Source organism: Streptomyces sp. NPDC054863, from assembly GCF_053610825.1.
The window spans coordinates 44,452-68,692 of the sequence record NZ_JBSGZD010000001.1 but is presented as its reverse complement, the minus strand read 5'-3'; the positions used below and the strand labels follow the sequence as shown (position 1 = coordinate 68,692).

The 24,241-nt window shown below is 72.1% G+C and carries 23 protein-coding genes; 18 read left to right on the top strand and 5 right to left on the bottom strand.

Going from position 1 to position 24,241, the window contains the following annotated elements; genetic code table 11:
- Positions 1–15 precede the first annotated feature (15 nt).
- The 4 genes from ACWGIG_RS00305 (at position 16) to ACWGIG_RS00290 (ending at position 3,323) form a co-directional block, all read left to right on the top strand.
- Positions 16–690 carry an MFS transporter gene (locus ACWGIG_RS00305; protein ID WP_453319197.1) on the top strand — a complete coding sequence of 225 codons (675 nt, stop codon included), beginning with the start codon at positions 16–18 and terminating at the stop codon, positions 688–690.
- Entirely contained in the window at positions 687–1,193 is a 507-nt protein-coding gene (locus tag ACWGIG_RS00300; RefSeq protein WP_453319196.1) for a hypothetical protein, read from the top strand. Before ACWGIG_RS00305 ends, ACWGIG_RS00300 begins: the two co-directional genes overlap by 4 nt.
- Positions 1,194–1,241: 48 nt before the next feature.
- Positions 1,242–1,841, top strand: a complete 600-nt coding sequence (locus ACWGIG_RS00295) for an NUDIX hydrolase (protein ID WP_453319195.1) — start codon at positions 1,242–1,244, stop codon at positions 1,839–1,841.
- A gap of 114 nt (positions 1,842–1,955) precedes the next feature.
- Entirely contained in the window at positions 1,956–3,323 is a 1,368-nt protein-coding gene (locus tag ACWGIG_RS00290) for a serine hydrolase domain-containing protein (RefSeq protein ID WP_453319194.1), read from the top strand.
- A 53-nt stretch (positions 3,324–3,376) separates the two neighbouring features.
- On the opposite strand, the gene ACWGIG_RS00285 is transcribed toward ACWGIG_RS00290, so the two are convergent.
- A complete protein-coding gene (locus ACWGIG_RS00285; RefSeq protein ID WP_453319193.1) occupies positions 3,377–5,218 on the bottom strand; it encodes a protein kinase domain-containing protein in 1,842 nt (613 codons plus the stop codon).
- 440 nt (positions 5,219–5,658) lie between these two features.
- Here ACWGIG_RS00285 and ACWGIG_RS00280 point away from each other — a divergent pair, with 440 nt between their 5' ends.
- Positions 5,659–7,959, top strand: coding sequence for a serine/threonine-protein kinase (locus ACWGIG_RS00280; RefSeq protein ID WP_453319192.1), 2,301 nt, complete (start codon positions 5,659–5,661; stop codon positions 7,957–7,959).
- Positions 7,960–8,052: 93 nt separating this feature from the next.
- On the opposite strand, the gene ACWGIG_RS00275 is transcribed toward ACWGIG_RS00280, so the two are convergent.
- The 4 genes from ACWGIG_RS00275 to ACWGIG_RS00260 all read right to left on the bottom strand — a co-directional run bounded on the left by ACWGIG_RS00275 (position 8,053) and on the right by ACWGIG_RS00260 (position 11,441).
- On the bottom strand, positions 8,053–8,415 hold the full coding sequence (locus ACWGIG_RS00275; protein ID WP_453319191.1) for a DoxX family protein: 363 nt from the start codon (positions 8,413–8,415) through the stop codon (positions 8,053–8,055).
- A gap of 197 nt (positions 8,416–8,612) precedes the next feature.
- Complete coding sequence (locus ACWGIG_RS00270; protein WP_453319190.1) at positions 8,613–9,833, bottom strand: beta-ketoacyl-[acyl-carrier-protein] synthase family protein; 1,221 nt, start codon at positions 9,831–9,833, stop codon at positions 8,613–8,615.
- Between the two features lie 136 nt (positions 9,834–9,969).
- The gene (locus ACWGIG_RS00265) at positions 9,970–10,899 is read right to left on the bottom strand and encodes an alpha/beta hydrolase fold domain-containing protein (protein WP_453319189.1); all 930 of its coding nucleotides are present in this window, start codon (positions 10,897–10,899) and stop codon (positions 9,970–9,972) included.
- Entirely contained in the window at positions 10,884–11,441 is a 558-nt protein-coding gene (locus ACWGIG_RS00260; protein ID WP_453319188.1) for a quercetin 2,3-dioxygenase, read from the bottom strand. Before ACWGIG_RS00260 ends, ACWGIG_RS00265 begins: the two co-directional genes overlap by 16 nt.
- 186 nt (positions 11,442–11,627) lie before the next feature.
- On the opposite strand from ACWGIG_RS00260, the gene ACWGIG_RS00255 reads away from it, so the two are divergent.
- From ACWGIG_RS00255 to ACWGIG_RS00195, 13 genes are all read left to right on the top strand, one after another.
- Positions 11,628–12,086, top strand: a complete 459-nt coding sequence (locus tag ACWGIG_RS00255) for a MarR family winged helix-turn-helix transcriptional regulator (RefSeq protein WP_453319187.1) — start codon at positions 11,628–11,630, stop codon at positions 12,084–12,086.
- 218 nt (positions 12,087–12,304) lie between these two features.
- The gene (locus tag ACWGIG_RS00250) at positions 12,305–12,622 is read left to right on the top strand and encodes a hypothetical protein (RefSeq protein WP_453319186.1); all 318 of its coding nucleotides are present in this window, start codon (positions 12,305–12,307) and stop codon (positions 12,620–12,622) included.
- A 74-nt stretch (positions 12,623–12,696) separates the two neighbouring features.
- The gene (locus tag ACWGIG_RS00245; RefSeq protein WP_453319248.1) at positions 12,697–13,509 is read left to right on the top strand and encodes a class I SAM-dependent methyltransferase; all 813 of its coding nucleotides are present in this window, start codon (positions 12,697–12,699) and stop codon (positions 13,507–13,509) included.
- Between the two features lie 82 nt (positions 13,510–13,591).
- Positions 13,592–14,677 (top strand): NAD(P)H-dependent amine dehydrogenase family protein, encoded by a 1,086-nt coding sequence (locus tag ACWGIG_RS00240; protein ID WP_453319185.1) that lies wholly within the window; start codon positions 13,592–13,594, stop codon positions 14,675–14,677.
- Positions 14,668–15,162: a carboxymuconolactone decarboxylase family protein gene (locus ACWGIG_RS00235; protein ID WP_453319184.1), complete on the top strand. Its 495-nt coding sequence runs from the start codon at positions 14,668–14,670 to the stop codon at positions 15,160–15,162. Before ACWGIG_RS00240 ends, ACWGIG_RS00235 begins: the two co-directional genes overlap by 10 nt.
- Before the next feature lie 118 nt (positions 15,163–15,280).
- Positions 15,281–16,252, top strand: a complete 972-nt coding sequence (locus tag ACWGIG_RS00230; RefSeq protein ID WP_453319183.1) for an FG-GAP repeat domain-containing protein — start codon at positions 15,281–15,283, stop codon at positions 16,250–16,252.
- 191 nt (positions 16,253–16,443) lie between these two features.
- The gene (locus tag ACWGIG_RS00225; protein WP_453319182.1) at positions 16,444–17,694 is read left to right on the top strand and encodes a phospholipase D-like domain-containing protein; all 1,251 of its coding nucleotides are present in this window, start codon (positions 16,444–16,446) and stop codon (positions 17,692–17,694) included.
- A gap of 358 nt (positions 17,695–18,052) precedes the next feature.
- Positions 18,053–18,571, top strand: coding sequence for a hypothetical protein (locus ACWGIG_RS00220; protein ID WP_453319181.1), 519 nt, complete (start codon positions 18,053–18,055; stop codon positions 18,569–18,571).
- Complete coding sequence (locus tag ACWGIG_RS00215) at positions 18,568–19,758, top strand: 4-hydroxybenzoate 3-monooxygenase (RefSeq protein ID WP_453319180.1); 1,191 nt, start codon at positions 18,568–18,570, stop codon at positions 19,756–19,758. Before ACWGIG_RS00220 ends, ACWGIG_RS00215 begins: the two co-directional genes overlap by 4 nt.
- A 131-nt stretch (positions 19,759–19,889) precedes the next feature.
- Positions 19,890–20,294: a TOBE domain-containing protein gene (locus ACWGIG_RS00210; protein ID WP_453319179.1), complete on the top strand. Its 405-nt coding sequence runs from the start codon at positions 19,890–19,892 to the stop codon at positions 20,292–20,294.
- Between the two features lie 38 nt (positions 20,295–20,332).
- On the top strand, positions 20,333–21,145 hold the full coding sequence (gene modA, locus ACWGIG_RS00205) for a molybdate ABC transporter substrate-binding protein (protein ID WP_453319178.1): 813 nt from the start codon (positions 20,333–20,335) through the stop codon (positions 21,143–21,145).
- Between the two features lie 109 nt (positions 21,146–21,254).
- Complete coding sequence (locus ACWGIG_RS00200; RefSeq protein ID WP_453319177.1) at positions 21,255–23,279, top strand: ABC transporter permease; 2,025 nt, start codon at positions 21,255–21,257, stop codon at positions 23,277–23,279.
- A 158-nt stretch (positions 23,280–23,437) separates the two neighbouring features.
- The gene (locus ACWGIG_RS00195; protein WP_453319176.1) at positions 23,438–24,232 is read left to right on the top strand and encodes an alpha/beta hydrolase; all 795 of its coding nucleotides are present in this window, start codon (positions 23,438–23,440) and stop codon (positions 24,230–24,232) included.
- The last annotated feature ends 9 nt before the right edge of the window (positions 24,233–24,241 follow it).

The window sequence follows — 24,241 nt, the reverse complement described above, 5'->3', positions numbered from 1 at the left end:
AGCTACCGGGACTTGATGAAGGTCTCCGGCTTCTGGCGGATCGCCCTCCTCGGCCTCGCCTCGAAGCTGCCTGCCGGGATGCTGAGCCTGAGCCTCCTGCTGCTTGTCGCCCGCCACTATTCGTACGGCACCGCAGGCCTGGCCGTGAGCAGCCTCGCGATCGGGCAGGGCCTGACCGGCCCACTGCGCGGGCGCCTCGTCGACCGGCATTCCGCCCGCACCGTCCTGCTGAGCTGCCTCGGCGTCCACCTGGCGGCCCTCGTCCTCCTGCTCCTGGCGGCGTACGGACGGGGCGCCACCCTCACGGTCCTGGCCCTGGCCGCGCTGGCCGGGGCCACCGCGCCTCCCGTCGCCGTCATGATGCGTACGGTCTGGCACCCCCTGACCGACCCCCGCACGCTGGCGACCGCGATGGCCCTGGACTCGGCGCTGATGGGTGCCGCGCTGATCGTCGGGCCCGTGCTGGCGAGTTGGCTCAGTCTGTCCGTTTCGGCCGCCGTCCCGTTCCTCGTCGTCGCGGTACTGGCCACCTGCGTCGTCGGATGCCTGTGCCACGCGCCTCCGAGGCAAGGAGGCTCACGCCACGCCGATGCCACTCCCACCACCAAGGCGGACGCCGACCCGGTCCGCTCTCCTCCGCCCCGCTCCGACGCCTCCTCGCCGCGAACGGCCTCTTCGTCGCCGCCGTGACCGCCGTCGACGTCGTCCTGCCGATGTACGCGAAGGAGCACGGTGCGGCCCCGTACACCGGCCTCTACCTGGCAGCCCTCTCCGTGGGGAGCGTTCTCGGCAGCCTCCTTCTGGGTGCGGTGCCCGGGCTGCTGTCCCGGAACCGGAGCCGTCAAGTCCCGTTGCTGCTCGGTGCCTTCGCCGTCGGAACGGGGGCGGTCGCGTCGGCCGCCCTGCTCTCCCCGCTCGCGGTCCTGCTGCTCTGCCCACTGGCCGGCCTGGCCATCGGTTCCGCATTCGGAGCGCTGCGTACGGTCGGCGGAGACCTCGCACCGCCGGGGCGCGTCACCGAGACGATGTCCTGGCTCGCGAGTCTGGACACGGCAGGGGGAGCGGTGGGCGCGGCGGTGTTCGCGCAGCTCGCCGCGGTGGACGGAAGTCGGGCGGCGCTCGGGCTGGTGCCGATGGTTGCCGTACTGGCGGTCATGATCGGATGGAACGTCGTCCGCGCCGGCAAGCCTTGACGAGGGCAGTGGCAGGCGTGAGGGCCGGGGGGAAGGGAGGCGAGGGGCATGAGCGAGCGGGTGGACCGGGTGGACGAGTGGGACCGGGTCCTGGGCGTCGTCGACCGGGCCGAGGCGATACGGGAAGGCTGGCTGCACCGGGTGGCGACGGTCGTGTGCCGCGACGAGGCGGGCCGGATACTGGTGCACCGCCGGCCGGAGACCGTCTCCCGGTTCCCCGGCCGGTACAACTGGCTGCTCGGCGGTGCGGTCGACACGGGCGAGTCCTACCAGGATGCGGCAGCAAGGGAGTTGGCGGAGGAGCTGGGCGTACGGGCCCCGGTGCGGCCGGTTTTCAAGTTCCTCTGCCGAGGGGCGATCAGCCCGTACTGGCTGGCCGTGCACGAAGCAGTCGTCGCGGAGGCCGTGACCCCGGACCCGGCGGAGATCGCCTGGCACGACTGGCTGCCGGAAGTCACCTTCCGCGAGGTGCTGTGGCAGTGGCCGTTCGTCGCGGACGGCCGGGAGGCGTTCATGCGGTACGAAGCACGCGGTACGGAGGTATGCAGTACGGAGGGACGTGGTACGGAGGGACGTGGTACGGAGGTACGCGGTATGAGGTGTTGTTCGGGCTGTCGACCGGGCGCGGGCGGCAGGGGCGAAACCTGATAAACGTCATCTCTTCCTGTGAACAAGGTCGTTCCGAGGGTGGACGGAAGGCCGTGCGGCGGACATGAGGATGGAGGCATGCACCTCGCACACCTCATGAGACGGGATCCGCCCATGCGCAAGACCCACCCCAGCCCTCGCCCCGGCCGTCGCAGAGCACGTCTGGCCGCCGTGGCATCGGTGGCCCTGGTGTCGCTCGCCGTTGGTGCGTTTCCGGCCGGGGCCAGCGCCCCGTTACTGGCATCCGCCTCCGAGACTGCCTCCGCCTCCGAGTCCGCTTCCGCCACCAGGTCCGAGTCCGCCGTCACCACGTCCCGCCTCGACCGGAAGGCCTTGCGTGCCTCCCTTGAGGCGTTCCGCCGGGCGGGGATGTACGGGGCCTATTCATCGGTCAGGGACGGCTCCGAGCAGTGGCGCGGAGCGACAGGCGTCGCCGATGTCGACACCGGACGGCCGATGCGCCCGGACTACGAGCACCGGATCGGCAGCATCACCAAGACCTTCACCTCGGTGGCAGTCCTCCAGCAGGTGGCCAAGGGCCGGATCGCGCTGGACGACCCGGTCGGCGACCATCTTCCGCAGCTGGTGCCGGGCGAGCAGGGCCGGAAGGTGACGGTGCGGATGCTGCTCAACCACACGAGCGGTATCGCGGACTACATAGTGCCCGCCTTCCCCAAGCTGCTGACGAACCCGCAAGAGGCGCTGGACGAGGGCCGGTTCCGCAAGCTGGACCCCGAGAAGCTGGTCCGCCTCGGCCTGGCGGCCGAACCGCCGGTGCCGCGCGGCAAGTACGCGTACTCGAACACCAACTACCTCATCGCCGGGCTGCTGCTGAAGAAGGTCACCGGCCAGGACCCGGAGTCGTACATCACCGCGAACGTCATCCGCAAGGCCGGACTGCGGCACACGTACTTCCCGCGCACCGCCCGCATCCCGGGGCCGCACGCCAAGATGTACGAGTCGTTCTACGGAACCATCGAACCGGCGCGCGACTACAGCGTCTACGACATGTCCTGGGCCGGGACGGCCGGTGCGATGGTCTCCACGATGGACGACCTCAACGACTTCTACCGCCGGCTCTTCAGCGGGAAGCTCCTCGGCGCGGCGGAGCTGCGGGAGATGAAGACGACTGTTCCCGCGCACGAGCCGCCTGCGGGACAGGAGGTGGTGATGCGGTACGGCCTCGGTCTGTTCACCCTCAAGATGCCCAGCGGCGGCTGGTACTGGGGCCACAACGGTGGTGTGTTCGGGGCCGGGACCTGGGCACTGTCCACGGAGGACGGGCGCCGCCAGGTCGCGATCGGCGACAATCTGGCGAAGTACGAGCGGTTCGGCGACGACGGCCAACCGCTGCCGGACCCGATCGGCACTGCGCTGCTCGGACACCTGGACGGAGCGCTGAGCGGTGCCCCCGCCGAGCGGGCGTCCGACGTACCGCCGGTGCCTCAGCGCCTGCTCACCCCCGAGCAACTGCGGCGTTAGCGGCGCCAGGGCCGCCCACCCGTCCGACGTCGTGACCGGCTGCTGGAGGGTTCTCAGGTGTTCGGCTTGCGGATGTCGGAGCGGATCTTGTGGGCCACCGACGCCACGTATCCGGGGGAGTAGTAGGTGTCCGAATTGCCGAACTCGATGTAACCGACCGTGCTGGCGTCGCCCCAGCCGCACACCGTTTTGGTGCCGTACGCCGCGGATTCCACCGTCTGGCAGTTGAATTCGACGTCCGCCCCCGGGGGCCGCTCCTTCTGGCTCGAATGGACGGTCTCCTGGCCCGTCACCGTCGTGGCCCGCATCATGCTGTCCCTCTCCTGCTCAGGGTCCTTGAAGTGGCCGTACGAACCGGAGATCTTCATCTCCCGGAACCTCGGCGAGAGTTCCGTCCCGGTGTAGGTGGCGGTGAAATCCGTCTCGCCACTGGGGTCCGTGGTGGCTCCGGTCCACTCCGGGCTCCCGTACTCCTTGAGCTCGAACGCACCACCCGCCACCGTGTCGGGTGCGATGAGCTTGTGCGTGGCCTTGGGGACGGGGGTGTTGCCGGAGCCGCTGCCGTTGAGTTTGTACGTGGCGAAGGCCGCGCCGCCGACCACGAGCAGGGCGGCGAGGGCACTGGCGGTGTAGCGCGCGGTGAAGTTCTTCGGCGGCGGCGGGGGAGTGGTGGCCGATCCCCGGTCGCCGGGTTCCTGTGATGGCCCGGTGGATTCGCCGGCGGGCCTCGGGGCGGCGGACACGGTGGCGGCATTCGCGAGGGCGCCCCCGGCGGAAGGCGCGGTGACCGCCGCGTGGACCGCTGGGCCGGTCGGGGCGTGGACCGCTGGGCCGGTCGCCGCGTGGACCGCCGGGTCGGTCGCCGCGTGGACCGCCGGGTCGGCTGCCGGACCGGTTGCCGGATCGGTCGCCGGATCGGTCGCCGGACCGATGGGGGCGGCGGCCGGTGCGTTGGCCGGGCTGTCGGCGGTCGTTGGTTCGGGCAGTGCGGCGGGGGTGTCGGCGGTCGTCGGTTCGGGCAGTGCGGCCGGTACGGCGGGCGCGGGCACGGTCGGGGGGTACGGAGCCTGAGGCAGCGCGTTGTCCGCTGCCGTGTCGGGGGCGAAGTGGTCCAACAGCCGTTCCAGAGTCGGCCGTTGCGCCGGATCCTTGGCCAGGCATTCGGCGACTGCCGGGCGTATGCCCCGGGGCAGGGCCGAGAGGTCCGGTGGTTCGTGTACCGAGCGGTACATCAGCCCCATCGGGGTGCCTTCCCCGAAGGCGCTGCCTCCGGCCGCCGCGATCAGCACCACGCCCAGGGCGAACACGTCGGCGGCGCTGCCGACTTCCCCTCCCTGGGCCTGTTCGGGAGCCAGGTAGCCGGGGGTGCCGAAGGCCGCTCCGGTGGAGGTGAGCCGGGTGTTCTCCACCGCGCGGGCGATCCCGAAGTCGAGGACGCGCGGGCCGTCGTCGGCCATGATGATGTTGCCCGGCTTGAGGTCGCGGTGGATCAGTCCGCATGCGTGGATGGCCTGGAGCGCCTCGGCCAGAGCGGCGCCCAGCATGCGCAGTCGGGGTTCGTCCATCGGACCCTGCTCGGCGAGGAGTCCGGCGAGGGTGGGTCCCGCGATGTAGGCGGTCGCCAGCCAGGGGGCCGCCGCGTCCGGGTCGGCGTCCACGACCGACGCGGTGTGGAATCCGCCGACCTTGCGGGCGGCCTCCACCTCGGCACGGAACCGTGCCCGGAAGTGAGGGTCCGCGGCGAGCTCCGGGCGGGCCACCTTGACGGCGACACTGCGTCCGCCACGGGAGCGGGCCAGATACACCGTGCCCATGCCACCCGCACCGAGCTCCCGCTCCACGGTGTACTGACCGATGCGCTCCGGCACGCCCGCGCCGCCCGCTGCCCACCCCATGTGCCGCTCCACGCTTCCCCGTTGAGTTTCCGGCGGACCTGCACGACAGGCCGTCCCGGTCACGTCTCACGCGTCCCGCACGCCGGTGTCCCACCCACTCGCACGCCCGGACCCGCCCGTCGCGCGTTCATTATGCATACGGGCAAGGAGCTGCGACCCACTGATCGCGAACAGTGCGCCCCGACCGCCCGAGCGGTACGTCCGGCTGCCGGTCTCCGAACGCACGACCACAAGCAGCCGGTGCGGCGCCCGCGCGCGTGCGCGACGGTCACGACGGCGTCGTACGCGGGGTGCTCCTGCTGTGCGGCGCCCGCGCGCGTGCGCGACGGTCACGACGCATGACCCGGCCCCCTCGCGAGGCCGCACGAGGCAGCCGGGTGCGGTACGGGAGCGCGGGGGTGGCATGCTCGCCGTGACGCATCGAGGGGGAGGCTGGGCACGTGACACTGCTGGAGGGGGATCCGCGTGAGATCGGCGGCTACCTGCTGGAGGGCCGGCTCGGGGCCGGCGGCATGGGGGTCGTCTACCGGGGGCGGTCCGTGTCCGGGAGGCAGGTCGCGGTCAAGGTCATCCGGCCCGATCTGGCGGAGGACGCGGGGTTCCGGGCCCGGTTCCGGCAGGAGGTCGCGGCGGCGCGACGGGTGAGCGGTGCCTTCACGGCGGCGGTCGTGGACGCGGACCCCGACGCACGGGCCCCGTGGTTCGCCACGCTCTTCGTGCCGGGTCCTTCGCTGGCCCAACGGGTCTCGGGGCAGGGCCCGTTGGACGTCGCGGAGGTACGGCGGCTCGCGGCCGGGCTCGTCGAGGCACTGCGCGACATCCACCGCGTCGGGCTCGTCCACCGGGACCTGAAGCCCGGGAACGTACTCCTCGCCGCCGACGGCCCCCGCGTCATCGACTTCGGCATCGCACGGACCTCGGACGCGGTCGCGCTGACCAGCACCGGGGTGGCCGTCGGCACACCGCCGTTCATGGCACCCGAACAGTTCCGGCGGGAGACGGTCACCGGCGCGGCGGACATCTTCGCGCTCGGGGCGGTACTCGTGTACGCGGCCACCGGGCACGGCCCGTTCGACGGGGACAGTGTGCACGCGGTGGGCTTCCGGGTCGTGTACGAGGAGCCGGACCTGGCCGGACTCCCGGAGGAATTGCGGGAGTTGGTGGAGCCGTGCCTGGCGAAGGAGCCGGGGCGGCGGGTGGGCGTGCCGGGGCTGCTGGCAGTGCTGGGCGGGGCGGCCGAGCGGCGGGGGGACGGAGGGCCGCCGGTGCCCGCGCCGACGGAGGTGCCCACGCCGACGGAGGTGGCGACTCCGGTGCCGGTACCGACGCCGACCCAGGTGGACGGGGCAGGGCCAGGGCCGACGTCAGGGCCTGGGCCGGTGCCCGCGCCGTTCCCCGCCGCCCCCGCGCAGCAGCCGCCCGTCGCCGAGCGGTCCCACCAGTCGCCCGCGTTCGCGACCGCACCCACGCAGGTGCCCGCACAGGTGCCCGTACCCGCCTGGCCGACCACTCGGCCGCCCACGCCCCGCCCGGGTCCTTCCCGTCGGCGGCGGACCCTCATTGCCTCAACTGCGGTGGTTGTCCTGGCGCTTGTTGCCGGGGCGGCGGTTGTCGTGCCGGACCTGTTCGGCAGAAAGGGGGACGAGGGCCCGGGGCAGGGCACGGGCGCGAGTGTGAGTGCGGGCGCAGGGCAGGGCGGCCGTCCGGGCGGTGCCGACGTGCCCTCCTGTGCCCCCGGCAGCGGCAGGACGTTCCGTGCGGGGGGAGCGAGTGTCCAGCGGATCGCCATGGAGCGGTGGCTCGACGAGTACAAGAAGCGGTGCGACCGGGGAGGAAACTTCAGCTACGGACCCAGCGGTTCCGGGGCGGGGATCGACCGGTTCTTTGCCGAGGACCTCGAACTGGCGGTGACCAACGCCCCCTTGACGAAGACTCAGGAAAGTCTCTCCGCGAAACGGTGCGGCCCCGAGCGGGCCGTCCAACTGCCGCTGAACGTGCTGCCGATCGCCGTCGCGGTCAACCTCCCCGGGGTGGACTCCCTCGTGCTGAGCGCGAAGAGCGTCGCCCGGATCTTCGACGGTCGGATCACCCGCTGGAACGCCCCCGAGATCGTCTCGTCCAACCCCGGCACGTTCCTCCCCGACACCCCCGTCACACTCCTGCTCCCGACCGACGAGTCCCCCACCACGCTCGCGTTCACCGAGTACCTGGCGGGAGCGGCGCCCGCGAACTGGCGGCACGCGCCGGCCGTGGCCGTTCCCGTACCGGCGCCCGGCGGGCCCGGCGCCCCTGTGAAGGGGCAGCGGTCGAAGGATCTGGCCGCTGGCCTCGCCGGGGTGGCCGGAGGGATCACCTTCCTGCCGCTGACCGAGGCGAAGGACAGCGGTGCGGACGTCGTGCGGCTGGTGTCGGGCCCCGGCGGCACCCCGGTCGCCCCGGACGAACGGACCGCGGCCAAGGCAGTGGCCGTCGCCCGTCAGCCCGGCAGCATCGGCCACGACCCCGTCGGCCTCGACCACGCGGCTGCGGCCCGGACCCCGGGCGCGTACTCGCTGGTCCAGATGTCGTACGCGGTGGTGTGCGCCCGGAACAACGAGGCCGCGGCCCTCCCCGTACTGCGGGCGTTCCTCCAGCACGCGCTGAGCGGGCCGGGACAGCGGTCGGCGGCGGAGCGGGGGTACGGGACGCTGCCGGCGCCCCTGACGGAGCGGGTGCGCAAGACGGTACGGGAGCTGGGCTAGCCGGTACGGGAGCTGGCCGGCAGGTACGGGAGTTGCGCCGGCAGGTACGGGAGCTGCGCCGGCCGGAGGACGTGCCCGCCGGGCCCGCGGTCGTCAGGATGCGGGCCCGGTCGCCAGTGCGAGCACGAGAGACGCGACTGCCAGGGCGAAGAAGGTCCCCGGGACGGCGATGTTGTGGAGGACCCGGGCCCTGACGTGGGCGGTCAGCGCGCCGGCGAAGAAGAGGACGAGACCGGCCGCGGCGGCGATGCCCAGTGGGCGTACGCCCACCAGGCCGAGGACGAGACCCGCGGCCCCCGCCGCCTTCAGCGCACCGAGCGCGGGGACCCAGGACGTGGGAACGCGCACCTCCGCCGCGTTGGCCCGCACGGACTTCGCCCCGGCGAGGTCGGCGACCGCCACGCAGACGTTGGCGACGATCGTGACGACGGTGACGATGACGTAGGCGGTGGACATGGTCGTGCCTCCGGTCGGGAGCGGGGAGCGGGGAGCAGGGAGCGAGGAGTGGGGAGCAGGGAGCGGGAATCGGGTCGGGATCGAGGGCGGCATGCGCCGTGAGAGGACCGCACGGACCGCGCAGGGCCGCACGGACCGCGCAGGCATGCACGGACCGCGCAGACCCCACGGACCGCCCCCGCCTCACCGCCGAGACCTCACCGAGTGAGGACGAGGCTCACATTGTGCCCGCCGAAGCCGAAGGAATTGGCCAGTACGGCATCCCAGTGGCCCTTCCTGTTGTCGCCCTGGATCACGTCCAACTCCACCCGGGGGTCGAGCCGTTCGAGGTTGCGCACGGCGGGCGCGACCCCGTCCCGCAGGGCGAGGAGCGCGGCCATCGCCCCCACCGCGCCGGACGCGCCCAGCATGTGGCCGGTCATCGACTTGGTCGCGGTGACCGACGCGTGCGTACCGACGGCCCGGCGGATCGCCTCCGCCTCCGCCAGGTCGCCGGACTCGGTGGACGTGGCGTGCGCGTGGACGTGCCCGATGTCCCGTGCCGCCACCCCCGCGTCCCTCAACGCACCCTCGATCGCCTGGACCTGACCGTCCGCGTCCGACGCGGTGATGTGTTCCGCGCTGGACGTCACGGCGCTGCCGGCGAGTGTTCCGTACGTACGGGGATTACGGCGCGCCCGCGCGAACTCGGCGCGCTCCAGCACCACGAGCCCCGCCCCCTCGCCCATCACGAACCCGCTGCGGTCCACGTCGAACGGCCGGGACACCGACCCGGGGTCGGCCGAGCGCGTCGACAGCGCCTTCATCTGCGCGAACGCGGCCAGCGTGAACGGGTGCAGGCACGCCTCCGTGCCGCCCGCCACCACCACGTCCGCCCGGCCCGCCCGGATCAGGTCGAGCCCCACCGCCAGTGCCTCCGCGCCCGAAGCGCACGCACTGACGGGCGTCCTGGCCCCGCCCTTCGCGCCCAGATCCATGCTGACCCAGGCGGCAGGACCGTTCGGCATCAGCATCGGTACCGTGAACGGAGAGAGCCGCCGCGCCCCCGACTCCTCGAACACGTCGTCCTGCCCGAGGGTGGTGAGCACCCCGCCGGTGCCCGTACCGATGACCACCGCCAGCCGCTCCGGCTCCACCTCGGGAGCGCCCGCGTCCCGCCACGCCTCCCGTGCGCCGAGCAGCGCCAACTGCTCGCCCCGGTCCAGCTTCCGTGCCTGCGGGCGCGGCAACAGCGCGGCCGGGTCCTCGGTCAGCCCGGCCGCGATCCGTACGGGAAGGTCCGCGGCCCACTCCTCCTCCAGCGCCCGGACCCCCGACCGGCCGGCCAGCATGCCCGCCCAGGTCGACGCGGCGTCCGCGCCCAGCGGGGTCATCGCCCCTACTCCGGTCACCCACACCTGGCACACCTGGCTGTCCATTCCGCGCTCCTTCGGCATCGCTTCGTCGCCGTGCTTCGTTCGGCCGTGCTTCGTCCGGCCGTGCTTCGTTGAAACTGCACAAGATTCTCTTGGCGCTCACGGCGATCCTTTCAACGATGTGCCTGTGAGGCACGGGTCATGCCTGCCGATTCACCTCCGTCTCTTTTGTTGGGTGCGTACAACGACGGGTGAAGGCCAGGGACCGGCCGAAGATCTCCTCCACCGTCGCGTCCGGCAGCCCGTGCCAGCCGTGATCGGCGCCGGGCACCGTCCACAGTTCGACGGGAGAGCCGGACTTCTCCAGGGCTGCCGCCAGGGCCGTGCTGTGCGAGGGGTCGACCACGGTGTCCGCCTCGCCGTGGACGAGGAGACACGGCGGTGCGTCCGGGTGGGTGTGGGAGAGGGGGCCGGCGTCGCGGGCGCGTTCCCGGACGGTGGCCGGAGCGGCGCCGAGCAGCAGGGCCTCGGGGGTGGCGGGGTCCTCGGGGACGAAGCGGCCCCGCGCGGCGGTCAGGTCGCTCGGGGCGTACCAGATCACCGCACCCGCAGGCCGGGGCGCGGTGAGTGTCAGCGCGAGCAGTGAGGTGAGGTGACCTCCCGCGGACTCGCCCCACAGCACGGTCCGGTCCGTGTCGATGCCCAGTTCCGCGCCGCGCAGGGCGAGCCAGCGCAGGGCTGCCCGCAGGTCGTCGAGCGGGGCGGGGAACGACGCCTCGCCGCTGAGCCGGTAGTCGGCACAGGCGACCGCGAAACCCTCGGCGGCGATGCGTGCGAAGGGGCCGGGGGACCAGTGGCGGGTCCGGAGGCCCATGTCGTCGCGCCGCCCGCGCCGCCAGGCGCCGCCGTGGACGAACAGGACCAGGGGGAGCAGTTCCCCCGTCTTGTCCTGCGGCAGCCACAGGTCCAGTTCCAGCGGGCGACTGCCCGGGACCTCGGCGTACGGGACGCCTCGCAGCTCACGCACACCGGGTGCACCTCCGGTGGGCAGCGGGGCGTGGTCGGGATGCGGTACGCCGATCAGTTCCCGTACGGAAGGAGGGGTGCCCGCCGTCACCGGGTGCGCCACTGGTGGCCGGGTAGGAAGCGCACGTCGAACTCGTCCGGCACCGTCCCGAACTTGTGCGGCTCCGGTATCACCGGCTCGCGCGGCAGCCCCGGCCCCTCTGCCGGTGCGCCGAGGTTCTCGAAGAACCGCTCGAAGGTCCCGCCGGGGCCGGCTGCGACGCCGACTACCTGGCTGTGGTCGCGCTCCATGCGGTACGCGTGCTTGCAGTTCTTCGGTACGAAGCCGAAGTCGCCCGGCACGAGGAGCTTCTCCTGCTGCTCGCCCGCCGTGTCCTCGACGAACAGCCGGACCGCGCCCTGCGTGATGTAGAAGACCTCGTGGGTGTCGGCGTGCAGGTGCGCCGGGATGATGTCGCCCTTGGGGCCCTCGACCGTGAAGAAGTTGAAGGTGTTCTCGGTCTGCTCCCCGCCCGCGTAGACGGTGATCAGGTCGCCGAAGAGATGGGCGCGGTCGCCCTCGCCCTTCTCGACGAAGTACGGCTTCGTGGGGTCCGCGGGTATGCGCGAGGCGCTGCGGTAGCGGGTGGCGTACTCGATGGTCATGGGTGCTTCCCGTCCTGGAGGTCCGTGGAGTTTCGTATAAACGTCAGGCAGCCTGACATAAGAATTGGCCGGTGGGCAACCCACAGGACGAACCGAAGGGCGAATCAGCAGGACAGGAGTCGATACGATTCCGGACCTGCCGCATCCCGCATCCGCATCCCCGCCCCCGCTCTCCCGAGGCTCCCCATGCACCCGCACTCCGCACACCGCCGCCCCTTCCCCCAACTGCTCGGCGATGCCAGGCGCTGGTTCGAGGACGGGCTGCTGGTCGCGCTGGAGGAGTCCGGTGTCGCGGTCGTCTCCCCGCCCCAGGTCCAGCTCTTCGCCGTACTCGACGAGCACGGGACGACGGTCTCGGAGCTGGCCCGGCGGATGGGGGTCACCCGGCAGACCGCCCACCAGGCGGTACACGGCCTGATCGGCGCAGGTCTGCTCGAACAGCTCCCCGACCCCGCCTCCGCCCGGCAGCGGCTGGTGCGGCGCACGGAGGAGGGTGAGCGCACGCACCGCAGGGCCGAGGCAGTCCTCGCCCAGTTGGAGGACCGGCTCGCCGAACGCATCGGACGGGACGCGGTCGGCGCGCTGCGGGCGGTGCTGGAGACGCCGTGGGGGAGCCCGCCGGGCCTCGACCAGGAGCGGCAGTAGCGGCGGAAGCGGCAGGAGCAGTAGGAGCAGCGCAGCGGCAGAAGTGGCAGGAGCAGCGCAGCGGCAGGAGCGGCAGGAGCGGCAGAAGTGGCTGAAGCGGCAGGAGGAGCGCAGCGGCAGAAGCGGCAGGAGTGGCAGCGGCGAAGCGGCGGCAGCGGCCTTCCGGTTCACCTGTTCGCGGGCCGATTCAGCCTGCCCCGCCCGGGTACGGTCCGAGGATGACCACCTATGTCGTGACGCTCCCCGGCACCCTTCTCGGCAAGCTCGACCCCGCCGCGCACGCGGAACTCCTGCGCGCGCTCAGCCCCGCCGACCCCCGGCACACCGCCCTCGGCAAGGCCGAGGACCTGGACCGGCTCACGCTCGACGACGAGAACTCGACCTTCGTCATCCGTCTCGAAGTGCACGCGGCCACCGGCAAGGAGGCCGAGGCCCAGGCCCGCCGGATCGCTGCCGCGGCGCTGCGCTCGGTGGGCCTGGGCGAGGACGAGGCGCCGATCGGGCCCGCCGCGATCTCCGGAATCGACACCGAGTGAGCAGGGGTTCCGGGAAGGGGGCCGCAGGGTCCGGCACCGCCGGTTCCGCCGGATTCGACCCTGCCGTGCGCGACATGATGCGGGCCAACCAGGCCAACTGGGACGCCCGCACCCCCGTCCACCTCGCCAGCCGCTTCTACGACGTGGACTCGCCCGACGCCCGGCCCGAGCGCTGGTTCGCCGACTACGAATGGGCGGACCTCGGCGCCCTCGCCGGACGCGACGTACTGCACCTCCAGTGCCATCTCGGTACGGAGACCATGGCGTTCGCCACCAAGGGTGCCCGGACGGTCGGCCTCGACCTCTCCGGCGAGTCGGTGGCCGCCGCGAGGCGGCTGGCGGCCGACGCCGGCTTACCCGTGACGTACGTCCAGGCAAACGTCTACGACGCCCAACAGGCCCTTGGCAAACGCCGGTTCGACATCGTCTACACCGGAAAGGGGGCCCTCTGCTACCTTCCCGACCTGGGCCGCTGGGCGCACACGGTGGCCTCCCTGCTGCGCCCCGGCGGACGTCTCTACCTGGCCGAGTTCCACCCCCTCCTCCATGCTCTCGGACCGTCGCCCGCTCCCGGCGATGGTCCCGAACTCCTGCTCCGGCACGACTACTTGGCCGGCCGGGGCGCGGTGGCGAGGGACGCCACCCGCACCTACACCGACGGCCCGCCCGTGCAGGGCGCCACCGACTGCTACGAGTGGATGCACGGCCTGGGCGAGGTCATCAGCGCACTCACCGGCGCGGGCCTGCGCCTCACCCGCCTGCGCGAGAGCGAGGAACTCCCCTGGCCCCGCTGGCCGGACATGGTGCGCACTCCCGGCGGCTGGTGGCGCCTGCCCGACACCGCCCCGCGCATCCCGCTGCTGTACGCACTGCTCGCGGAGAAGTGAGTCCGGGTCTCTGTCGCGGCCCTCGGAACCGCCCCGTGCACGGCTATGGGAACCGTGGGCCCGCCGCGCTACCCTCCGCCGCATGATTTCCACGGTCGTCTGGGGAACCGGGAACGTCGGCCGCGCGGCCATCCGTGCCGTAGCGGCCCACCCGGCGCTGAAGCTCACCGCCGTACTCGTCCACGACCCGCGGAAGGTCGGCCGTGATGCCGGTCAACTGGCAGGTCTGGAAAGGGAGTTGGGGGTACGCGCCACCGACGACATCGGCGCCGTACTGGCCGCCCGCCCCCGCGCCGTCGTGTACGCCGCCTCCGGCGACCTCCGCCCCGACGAGGCTCACGCGGACGTCGCGCGGGCACTCCGTACCGGAGCCGTGGTCGTCACCCCCGCCCTCTACGCGCTCTACGATCCGCCGAGCGCCCCACCCGAACTCCGCGAGCCCCTCCTCGCAGCCATCGCGGACGGCGGCGGCTCGCTCTTCGTCTCCGGCGTCGACCCCGGCTGGGGCAACGACGTCCTGCCGCTGCTCATCAGCGGCCTCGGCTCCACCGTCGACACCATCCGCTGCCAGGAGATCTTCGACTACTCGACGTACGACCAGCCGGAGTCCGTCCGCGACCTGATCGGCATGGGGCATCCCATGGAGTACCAGCCGCCGATGCTGATGGAGAGCGTGCCGACGATGGTGTGGGGCGGTCAGATACGGCTGCTGGCGCGGGCCCTCGACGTCCCCCTGGACGACATCCGCGAGACGTTGGAGCGCCGGCCGCTCGACGGGACGGTCACCACCCGCACCATGGGCAAGTTCGAGGCGGGCACCCAGGGTGCGGTCCGCTTCGAGGTCCAGGGCATCGTCGGCGGCGTCCCCCGCCTGGTCATCGAGCACGTCACCCGCATCCACCCGTCCTGCGCCCCGGACTGGCCCACGCCGCCCGACGGCACCGGCGCACACCGCGTGATCATCGAGGGCAGACCCCGTATCGAGGTCACCGTCGAGGCGAGCGACGAGGACGAGAACCGTTCGGCGGGCGGCAACGCCACCGCCGTCGGCCGCCTGGTCAACGCCATCGACTGGCTGACGGAGGCGGAACCCGGCCTCTACGACGCGCTCGACGTCCCCCTGCGCCCGGCAGCGGGCCGATTCGGAAGGAGTCAGTCGTGCACCTAGAGATCCCCGAGGGCAAGAACCCCATCGAGTACGTCTGGGGCGACATGGTCCCCGGCATCGGCCCCGCCGCCGCGAACTTCTCCCTCGCCGTCTACGCCCACACCACCCTCGGCCTGCGCGAGTTCGAGGCGGCGCGGCTGCGGATCGCGCAGATCAACGGATGCCTGTTCTGCCTGGACTGGCGGACCGACCGGGACGGCGCGAAGGTCGAGGAGGGGTTCGCGGACGCGGTGGCCCGGTGGCGCACCGCCGATGTCCGCGACGTACTCGACGACCGTACGGGACTGGCCGCCGAGTATGCCGAGCGGTACGCCCTGGACCACCACGGTCTCGAAGCGGACGAGGACTTCTGGGCCCGGATGTCCGCGCACTACACCCAGGCCGAGATCGTCGAACTGACCATGAGCCTCGGCTCCTGGCTCGCCTTCGGCCGCCTCAACCGCGTACTGGGGCTTGACGCGAGGTGCGTACTGCCGGGGCACTGACCGGTGATCACGGACAACCGCCCCGCAGTCACATCTGTGAAGCACCTGTGAAATTATCCCGGTGATCCACGGCACGAACGCAGTCGTGCCGGTCAGCACCGCACCGGGGGGATTTTCCATGACCTTCAACAAGCACGTGCCCTTCACCAAGCGCGGCCGTACGCGCGCCGCGCTCGCCGCCACCGCGCTCGTCGCCGCGATGGCGGTCACGGCCGGTACCGCCAACGCCGCGGACACGCCTGCCGATTCCGACAAGGCGCGCGCCGAAGCCGTGTCCAAGCACCACCCCAAGGCGCCGAAGGCCGCCGCGGGTGCCGGTGCGAAGTTCCGTGCCGCCGCGCCGGGCCTGGTGGAGACGCCGACCTTCCCGATGACGGGCGTGCAGAAGCAGACCGGGCTCCTCGACCTGTTCTTCGCGAACGGAACGGGCGGCTTCCGCCCCGCGTACGAGGTCGGCGTGCGCTACGACTGGGCCGCCGCCAGCATCGACGTCGACAACGACAAGGACGGCTTCAGCGACGGCACTTGGAACATCGGCAAGGACGGAATGATGCGCTACACCTCCGGGGGTCCGGAGGTGGAGACCAAAGACATCGGCGGCGGCTGGCAGATCTACCACAAGGTCCTGTCCCCCGGAAACCTCGGCGGCGCCCCGGAAGCCGACCTCATGGCCGTCGACAAGGCCGGTGTGATGTGGGTGTACCTGGCCCACCCGGACGGCCGGGTCAACCAGCGCGTACAGATCGGCGGCGGCTGGCAGCAGTACTCCGAGATCGCGGGCCAGGCCGACCTGACCGGTGACGGCAAGGCCGACGTCGTCGCCCGCGACAAGTCGGGCGTGCTCTGGCTCTACCAGGGCACGGGCGACTACAAGGCCCCCTTCAAGGCCCGCACCCAGATCGGCGGCGGCTGGAACACCTACGACCGTGTGCTGTCCATCGGTGACCTCGACGGGGACGGAAAGTCCGACCTCGTCGCCCGCAAGGCCTCGGGCGAGCTCTTCCGCTACTCCGGTACGGGCGAGGCGAACGCGCCGTACGCCAAGGCGGTCAAGATCGGCTGGGGATTCCAGTCGTACAACCTGCTGTAGTGCCGTAGTGCCGTAGTGCCGTAGCGCTGTGGTCCGGTCCGGACGCCCGTGCTCGTACGGCCCGTACAACTGCCGTACGAACACGGGTGATTCCGGCCCCCCGGGAGCCGGAAATCCTCTAGGCCGACGTGCCGAAAAATGGCATGCTCACGCCTGCCGCTTCGGTCGTCGGTCTCCAGGGGGAACCACCCGTGCACTCTCGTCTCCACAGACGCCTCGCCACCTTCGCGACCTCGCTCGCGGTCGCCGCCGCCGGTCTCGTCCTCGGACCCGTGTCGCCGGCCGGGGCGGCGGACGCGGCGGTTCCGCCGATGGGGCCCGTCTTCAACCGGCCCACAGGCGACGTCGCCCAGCAGCGCGCGATCCGCGACCGGGCGCGCGCGATGATCGCCGCGGCCGACAGCGGCTCAACGATCCGGATGGCGCTCTACCACTTCTGGGACAAGGCCTTCGCCCAGGAACTGGCCGCCGCGCACACCGCCCGCAACATCAACGTCCAGGTCGTCCTCGACGAGACGACGGTCAGCACCGAGGGCGTCAACGACGTCTCGTACGACACCCTCAGGGCGGCCCTCGGCACGGACCTGACGAAGCCGTCGTACGTGAAGCTCTGCACCAAGGGCCGCTCCTGTCTCGGCCCGACCGCCGGAGCGGGCATCAACCACAACAAGTTCCTGCTCTTCAGCAGCCTGGGCGGCGGCACGGCCAAGCAGGTCGTCCTCCAGATGACCTCCAACCTCACGCCCTCCAACTACTCCCGCTACTGGAACAGCGCCGTCGGAGTCGCGGGCAATGCCGACCTCTACGCCTCGTACGACAGCTACTTCGTGAAGCTCGGCAAGCAGGACCGCGCCCACTGGACGTACACGTCCGCCAACGCGGGTGCGTACAAGGCCTACTTCTTCCCGCGCGCGGGCTCGGACAACGACACCGACACCGTCGTGAACGCCCTCGACAACATCGCCTGTACGTGGACGGACTCGGCCGGCACCCACCGCACCGCGATCCGCGCCGCCATGCTCAAGATCACCCGCCAGGGCGTCGCGGACAAGCTCCGCTCGCTGGCCGCCGCGGGCTGCACCGTCGACCTCGTCTACAGCGAGACCGACAGCGGCACCTGGAACGCCCTGCACGGCCAGACCCGCCTCACCACCCGCTGCTACCAGCACGACGACGACGGGGACGCCTCCACCCCGAACCCGACCCCGAACCGCATCGTGCACTCCAAGAACCTGATGATCGACGGAATGTACGCGGGCGCCCGCGAGAAGCTCGTCTTCACCGGCAGCCACAACTGGAGCGGCCCGGCCCTGCGCGACAACGACGAATCGATGATCCGCATCAACGCGGACGCGACCTACGACGCCTTCGTGACCAACTTCAACGACACCAGGGCGGCAGCGGTGCCCGGCACGGCGGACAACGTGACGGCCTGCAAGTAGCGGAGCCCTTGACCCGCAAGCAGCGCAGCCCCCTGACCCGCAAGCAGCGCAGTCCCTGACCGCCCGAAAGTTTCTCGGCCACGACGTGAATGCCCGCTCCGATCCGGGGCAGGCGTACGTCGACCCGAGCTCGGCAGGCACATCCCCCCAGCCTGTCGAGCGCCCTGAATGCCCCACGGCCCCACCCCCCCGAGCCGTGGGGCATTCGCCTGCCGCGACGGTCGCGCCGACCCGAACGGGCTTACGATGAAGGCGTGTTGGGCCTCGGCGCAGCGCACTTCCACGCGCGCCGGGGCGGGTCCGAGGGAGGCGAACACCCCCGATGGAATTACGGCCGTCCTCCAGGGCGATTCCCCCCGTGCCTCTGGAGGACCTCGCGCGAGATCCCGACCTGTGGCGGCTGGTCCGCCACCTCGTGGAGACCGACGGGGTGACGGCGGCCCTGGGCCGGTGGCTGGGGTACGCCCCCCGGCTCCGGCTCCTGGCACGCTCCGAGGGCCCGGTCGCCCTTTCCCTCCGTCCCCTGCTGCACACCCAGGGCGCCGAGCGCGCCCAGGACCGGCGCATTCAGTTCCTCACCTGCCAGGACGAGGTGGTGATGGATGCGCGGGCGGTGGTGGTGACCAACCGGCTCCCCCTGGAAGCCCGTGACTGTCTGCGCACGACGGACACCTCCTTGGGGACCGTCCTCGCCGGGCTCCGCCCCCGACGGCACACACTGCACTGGGACGCCCTGCCCGGGGCCGGCACGGACAGGGCTGCCGTGCTCGAAGTGACCGCCCGGCTGGATCTGTGCGCCACACCGGTCGCCTGGGTGAACGAGACGTTCCAGCTCGTGGCCCTGGCCTCCCGCGGACGTACCGGCGGTGGACGATGACCGGACGTGTCACCGTGGGCATCATCGGCGCCGGACCGGCCGGGCTGCTGCTGGGAAACCTCCTGCTCGCCGCGGGTGTCGACTGCGCCGTCTTCGAACGGCGCAGCCGGGCCCACATCGAGCAGCGGGCCAGGGCGGGGCTGATCGCGCACCCCACGGTGGAGCTGCTGAAGCGCCACGGGCTCGCCGACCGGCTGCTCGCCGACGGGACCCGGCACACCGCATGCGAGTTCCGCCACCGGGGCGAGCGCTTCTCCGTGCCCTACAGCGACCTCGCCGGCGGCCGGGCCCACTACGTCTACCCGCAGCAGTTCCTGGTCAGGGACCTCGTCGCGGCATTCCTGCGCGCGGGCGGCACCCTCCACTTCGACACCGCCTGCACGGCACTGCGCCGCCTGCGCGGACCGGGGCCCGCGATCCTCTGCACCACCGGGCCCGCGGAGACGGCGCGGACGCGGTGCGACTACATCGCGGGGTGCGACGGCCAGCACGGCGTCTCCCCACCCGCACTGCCGCCCGGCCACGCACAGACGTACCGGACGCTCCACCCGGCCGGCTGGCTGGCCGTACTCGCCCAGGCCCCGCCCGCCACCACCGAGATCATCTACGGACTGCACCGGGACGGCTTCGCCGGCCACATGCTCCGCACCCCGCAGGTCAGCCGCTTCTACCTGCAGTGCCCCGCCGGGGACGATCCGGACAACTGGCCGGACGAACGCATCTGGGCACAACTGCACCACCGGCTCGCCCTGCGCGACAGCGACTGGCACCTCAACACCGGCCCCATCCTCGACAAGCACGTGCTGGACCTGCGCAGCTGCGTCACCTCGCCCATGCAGTACGGAAAGCTCTACCTCGTGGGCGACGCGGCCCACGTCATCAGCCCGGCGGGCGCCAAGGGCATGAACCTGGCGATAGCGGACGCGGCGGCTCTCGCGGCCGGAATCACCGACTCCGTACACCGCGGGAACACGGATCTCCTGGACCGGTACTCCGCCCTGCGGCTCCCCTCCATCCGGCGCGCGCAGGAGTTCTCCCACTGGCTGCTCCAGCTCCTGCACACCACCACGGACACCGGCCCCGGGGCCGACTTCGCCCTGCGGCTGCGCCTGGCCCGGCTGCGGCAGCTGCGCGACTCCCGCACGTGCGCAGCCGCATTCGCCGAGAACTACGTGGGCATGCCCTGACGCCCTGCCGGTCGCCCCGCCGGTCGGTGCCCTTCTCCCGCCGTGCTTTTCTCCAGCAGATGTCGCATCTGCCATGGAGGTTTGTATAAGGCCTTTGTAAATACCAGCCTGTGGCGCATATTGTGCGGCACATGCAGTCCTACACCATCGGTCAGGCCGCGCGTCTGCTCGGCGTCAGTCCCGACACGGCCCGCCGCTGGGCGGACGCCGGGCGGGTCGCCACCCATCGCGACGAGGGCGGGCGCCGCCTCATCGACGGCCGCGACCTCGCCGCGTTCTCCGTCGAGGTCGCCCAGAGCGCCCAGGGCGGGATCGGCGAGGAGGAAGCCTCGTACACCTCGGCCCGCAACGCGTTCCCCGGCATCGTCACCGCGGTCAAGCTCGGCGACGTGGCGGCCCAGGTGGAGATCCAGGCCGGGCCGCACCGACTCGTGTCCCTCCTGACCCGGGAGGCGGTCGAGGAGCTGGGACTGGAGGTCGGCATGCAGGCCACCGCCCGCGTGAAGTCGACCAGCGTGCACATCGACCGCACCTGACCCCGATCCGTCACAGCCGTCCCAAGGAGTACACCCTCATGCCCCTCCCGCTCAGCTTCACCGGGCGCCGTACCGCAGCCGCGATCGTCACGGCGGCCCTGCTCGTTCCGCTGGCCGCGTGCGGCAGTGACAGCGACAAGAAGGGTGCGGGCGACCAGGCCCGGGGCTCGGCCGGCGGAGCCCCGAAGGCCGAGCTGACGGTGCTGGCCGCAGCCTCCCTCACCGATGTCTTCAAGACCGCGGGCGCCGCGTACGAGAAGGCGCACCCGGGTACGAAGGTGAAGTTCTCCTTCGCCGGATCGCAGGAACTGGCGACCCAGGTCAAGCAGGGTTCGCCCGCGGACGCCCTGGTCACCGCCGACACGAAGACGATGGACGGCCTGAGGTCCGACACCGGCGCCCCGGCCGTCATCGCCAAGAACCGCCTCGTCATCGCGACGGGCAAGGGCAACCCGGAGAAGGTCGGCAGCCTCAAGGACCTCGCCGACACCAAGCTGAAGGTCGTCCTCGCGGCGCCCGAGGTGCCGGTCGGCCGGTACAGCAAGAAGATCCTGGACGCCCAGAAGATCGTCGTGAAGCCGGTCTCGCAGGAGCCCAGCGTGCGCGCCGTGCTCAGCAAGGTCGAGCTGGGCGAGGCCGACGCCGGACTCGTCTACAGGACCGACGCCGCCACGGCCACCGACAAGGTCGAGGCCGTCGACATCCCGGACGCGCAGAACGCGGTCGCCTCCTACCCGGCCGCCACGCTCAAGACGTCCAAGAACGCGGACGCCGCGGCCGAGTTCGTGAAGTGGCTGTCCGCCCCGGAGGCGCAGAAGATTCTGCAGGGCGCGGGCTTCCAGAAGCCGTAACCCGGTAGACATTCGTGCGGGCGGCTCCCACTCGTGCACCCGTGCAGAGGTGCACGGGTCCGGAGGCCGCCCGGACGGCACTTCCCGACCCCAGCTTCAGGAATCCTCGATGAAACACCTCCGCAGCCGCACCACCGGCACCGCTACCGGCACCCGCGCCCCGATCGCGCTGGCCGTGCCCGCGCTCCTGGCCGTCGTCTTCATGCTGCTGCCGTTGATCGGGATCCTCGCCCGTACCTCGTGGGGCGAGCTGGGCTCGCATCTGACCAGCCCCGGGACCACCGAGGCGCTCACCCTGTCACTGGTCGTCTCCGCCTGGGCGCTGGGTCTCTCACTCGTCCTGGGCGTCCCGCTGGCCTGGCTGCTGGCGCGCGTCGACTTCCCCGGCAAGGCGTTCGTCCGCTCCCTCGTACTCCTGCCGATGGTGCTGCCGCCCACCGTCGGCGGTGTAGCACTGCTCCTCGCCTTCGGCCGCCGCGGGCTGCTCGGGCCGTGGCTGGAGGACACGTTCGGCATCACGCTGCCCTTCCACACCGCCGGTGCCGTGATCGCGGCGACCTTCGTCGCGATGCCGTTCCTGATCATCAGCCTCGAAGGCGCGCTCGGCGGGCTGCGGCCCCGGTACGAGGAGACGGCGGCCTCCCTGGGCGCCTCTCCGCTGCGGGTCTTCTTCACCGTCACCCTGCCGATGGTCGCCCCGGGTCTCGTGGCGGGTGCCGCGCTCACCTGGGCGCGCGCGCTGGGGGAGTTCGGCGCGACCATCACCTTCGCGGGGAACCTTCCCGGCACCACCCAGACCCTGCCCCTCCAGGTCTACCTGCTGCTCCAGGAGAGCCCGGAAGCCGCCACCTCGGTCTCGCTGCTCCTGCTCGCCGTCGCCATGGCCGTGCTCATCGCGCTGCGCGGACGCTGGACGGGCACCCCGAGCACGGCCGTGCAGGCGGTACGGGACAACCGGACGGAGGAGCCGGATCCCGGCCCCGCGCAGGACGCCCACCCCGCTCCGCCCGTCCGCTCCGCCCCCTCCCACCCGGCTCCGCCCGTCCGCTCCGCCCCCTCCCACCCCGATTCCGTATCCGTATCCGTATCCGTACCGGAGAAATGGCCGCTGCACGCCGTCGTCACCGGCTTCAACGAGCTCTCCCTCGACGCGGAACCCGGCACCACCATCGCCGTCGTCGGCCCCAACGGTGCGGGCAAGACCACCTTCCTGCGCGCCCTCCTCGGCCTCACCCCCCGCGCCCACGCCGAGCTCCGGCTCGGCGACACCGACGTCAGCGCGCTGCCCCCGCACCGGCGCGGCGTCGCCTGGGTGCCCCAGGACGGCGCACTTTTCCCGCACCTCAACGCCCTCGCCAACACCGCCTACGGGCTGCGCGCCCACAAGGTCTCGCGGGCCGAGGCCCGCCGCAGCGCCCAGGAGTGGCTCGACCGTCTCGGCGTCGGCCACCTGGCCGCCCGCAGACCCGCCCAGCTCTCCGGCGGCCAGGCCCAACGCGTCGCCCTGGCAAGGGCGTTGGCCGCCAGACCCCGGCTGCTGCTCCTCGACGAGCCCCTCGCTGCCCTGGACCAGACCACTCGCGGGCACGTGCGCCACACCCTGCGCACCCACCTCGCGGACTTCGGCGGCGTCTGCCTGATCGTCACCCACGACCCGGTCGAAGCGGTCTCCCTCGCCGACCGGGTGCTCGTCCTCGAAGACGGCCGCGCCCTTCAGGACGCGGCGCCCGCCGAAGTCACCCGCCACCCGCGGTCCCCGTGGGTGGCCCGGATGCTCGGCCGCAACGCCTGGCCCGGCACCGCCACCCCGGACGGACTCCGGCTCCACGGCGGCGGCGCCCTCGTCACCGCCGACCACCTGCCCGCCGGCACCCCCGCACTCGCGGTGATCGCCCCCGAAGCGGTCTCCGTGCACCGCGACAGGCCCGGCGGCAGCCCGCGCAACATCTGGGCGGGCACCGTCCGGGAGATCACCACCAGCGGCAGCCGCCTCCGCGTCCTCATCACCTCACCGCAGGCCCCGGACCTCGTCGCCGAGATCACCCCGCAGGCCGCCGCCGAACTCGGCCTCGTCGACGGCTCCCCGGTGTGGACCAGCATCAAGGCGACGGAAGCGACCGTCGTGCCCTTGTAGTCCCTGCTCCGGGCGGCGGCTGTTCCCGGACCGGGTCCTGGCGGGCCCGGCGGCCGGTTCCAGCGGCTGTTCGGCAGCTCGGCCGCCCGTACGGCGGGTATTGTGCGCCCTGGCCCGTGCCGGGCAGCGCGTTCCCTTCCTGCGGAGGTCGAGACCGTATGACCGACATGAGCACCGGCATCGATGTGGACCGGTGGGAGTCCGAACCCACCTCGCCAGTACGGCACTTCAGCATCGACTGCGACGGCGAGACCCTCAGCTGCGCGGAGGCCGCCCCGCACGCTCCGTCGTCCGCGGAGCCCCTCGCCGCCGTGGTCCTGCACGGCGCGGGCAACGGCGACAAAAAGAGCCCCACCGTCCTCGCCGCACACCTCGCCGCCCGCGGACACCACGCCCTCGCCTTCGACTTCTCCGGCCACGGCGCCAGCACCGGCCGGCTCCACGAACTCAGCCTGCGGCGCCGGTTCGAGCAGGCCCGCACCGTCATCGACTCCCGACTCCCCGCCGAACGCCGACTGTTGCTGATCGGTTTCAGCATGAGCGGCCAGACCGTCGCCGATCTGGCCGCGCACTACGGACCCCGGGTCGCGGCGGTCGGGCTCGGCGCACCGGCGGTGTACGCGGCCGAGGCGTGGCCGGTTCCGTTCGGTGCGGGCTTCACCGGGATCATCCGTACGCCGGACGGCTGGCGCGAATCCCCCGCACTGGACGCCTTCCGGGGCCTGCCCGACACCGTGCGCGCCGTACTCGCGACCCCGGCGGTGGACGCGGTGATCCCGCCGGCGGTCACCGAAGCCGTCGACGAGGCGCTCGACTCCTCGGACGCGCACTACACCCGGCTCGTACTCCCGGCCGCCGACCACCGGCTGAGCGTCTGGTTCGCGGGCGACGGGCCTTCGCGCCGAGACTTCCTCGACGCGCTGCTCGGAGCAGGGGACACGTACCGTACGTGACGCCGTACC